This is a genomic window from Streptomyces sp. 8K308 (assembly GCF_004348315.1).
Taxonomy (GTDB): Bacteria; Actinomycetota; Actinomycetes; order Streptomycetales; family Streptomycetaceae; genus Streptomyces.
In genome coordinates this window covers 1-2,058 of sequence record NZ_SMKC01000575.1, presented here as the reverse complement: position 1 = coordinate 2,058, position 2,058 = coordinate 1, and the positions used below count along the sequence as shown (strand labels likewise).

Below are 2,058 nucleotides of genomic sequence, written 5' to 3'. Positions count from 1 at the left end.
CACCCGACCCATCCGGGTGGCCCTCCCCCGGCCCGCCCGGGCCGTGCTTGCGCAGGATGTCGAGCACCACGGCGCCATCCACCGTCTCGCGGGCGACCAGCAGGTCCGCGAGCCGGTCAAGGGCGGCGCGATGTTCGCGCAGCAGTTCGACGGCGCGGTGCTCGGCCTCCCGCACCAGCCTGGCCACCTCCTCGTCCATGGCCCGCTGGGTCGCCTCCGAGTACGGCCGCCGCAGCATCTCGTCCAGGCCGTGGCCGCCCAGGTACTGCGGGGTGCCGTCCGCATAGCCGATCGGGCCGAGCGTCGAGGAGAGGCCGAACTCGCGGACCATCCGGGTGGCGATCTGGGTGGCCCCGGCCAGGTCGTTGGCCGAGCCCGTCGAGCCCTCGCCGAAGACGACGAGCTCGGCCGCGCGACCGCCGAGCCGCACGGTCAGCAGATCGGTCAGATAGCTCTCGCTGTACAGGTGGCGCTCGGACTCCGGCAGCTGCTCGGTGATGCCGAGCGAGGGCCCCGCCGGCAGGATGGTGACCTTGGCCACCGGATCGGCGTGCTCGCAGACCGCCGCCGCCAGCGCGTGGCCCGACTCGTGCACGGCGACGGAGCGGCGTTCCTCGGGCAGCAGCGCGTTGGATGAGTCGCGGCGGCCGAGCAGCACCCGGTCCCGGGCCGCGTCGAGGTCGTGCGCGTCGACGGTGGCGCGGTCGGCGCGGACGGCGTTGATGGCGGCCTCGTTGACGAGGTTGGCGAGGTCGGCGCCGGAGAAGCCGGGGGTGGCGCGGGCCACCACCTCCCAGTCGACGTCGCCCGCCACGTTCTTGTCGCGGGCGTGCACCCGCAGGATCGCGGCGCGCTCCTTCTGGTTGGGCAGCGGCACGGTGACCTGGCGGTCGAAGCGGCCAGGCCGCAGCAGCGCCGGGTCAAGGGCATCAGGGCGGTTGGTGGCCGCGAGCACCACGATGCCGCTCCTCGGGTCGAAGCCGTCCATCTCGGCGAGGAGCTGGTTGAGGGTCTGCTCGCGCTCGTCGTTGCCGCCCGGGTGGCCGCCGGCGCGGCGGGCGCCGAGTGCGTCGATCTCGTCGATGAAGACGATGGACGGTGCGCGCTTGGCCGCCTCCTGGAAGAGGTCGCGGACCCGGGACGCGCCGACGCCGACGAACATCTCGACGAACGCGGAGCCGGTCACGGAGAGGAAGGGCACCTCGGCCTCGCCGGCCACGGCGCGGGCCAGCAGCGTCTTGCCCGTGCCCGGCGGGCCGACCATGATCACGCCGCGCGGACCCTTGGCACCGGCGGCCGCGTAGCGCTCGGGGCGGCGCAGGAAGTCGACGATCTCGCTGACCTCCTGCTTGACGCCGTCGTAGCCGGCGACGTCGGGGAAGCGGGTGGTCGGGCGCTCCGCCTCGATGATCTTGGCGCGGGAGCGGCCGATGCTGGTCAGCCCGCCGCCGAGCGAGCCGGCTGCGCGGCGGCCCGCCCACAGGAAGAAGCCGATGAGGATGAGGACCGGCAGGAAGACGAAGAGCAGCGCGAGCAGCGTTTCGCCCGCGCCGCCGGCGCGCTGCTGGCTGCCGATGATCTCGACGTCGTGCTCCTGGAGGCGGGCGTTGAGGTTGCCCGTGTCGAGGGCGGTCGGGATCTGGCTGGTGAAGTGGCCGCCGTCGCGGTAGGTGCCCTGGACGCCGCCGCGGTCGTTGATGGTGACCGACTCGACCCGGTCGTCGTCCACGCGGTTCAGGAAGTCGCTGTAGGAGAGGGACGGGCCCTCCCGGCCGGGCACGAGCAGCAGCACGAGGAAGACGATGGCCGCGACGACCACGATCAGCGGCCACAGCCAGCGGCGCCAACCCGCGGGCGGCGTCGGCTGGTCCGGCTTGTCGCCGGGGGTTCGCTCGGGCGGAGGTCCTGGCCTCGCCGACCTGCTGAGGAGGTGGCGGGGCCATCGAATACGTGCAGCGATCACCGGGCGGCTCCGTTGGTCTTTGCCCGGGTTTGACCGTATCAGCGGTGCGGGGCGGCTGCCGCCGGAGCACTCCGTTCGGGTTCATACGTTTCCGG

At 73.3% G+C, this 2,058-nt stretch carries 1 protein-coding gene; it reads right to left on the bottom strand.

Features of this window, described 5'->3' with window-relative positions:
• On the bottom strand, positions 1 to 1,963 hold a 1,963-nt coding region (gene ftsH / locus E1265_RS35800), incomplete at its 3' end, for an ATP-dependent zinc metalloprotease FtsH (RefSeq protein ID WP_243741351.1).
• Positions 1,964 to 2,058 lie beyond the last annotated feature (95 nt).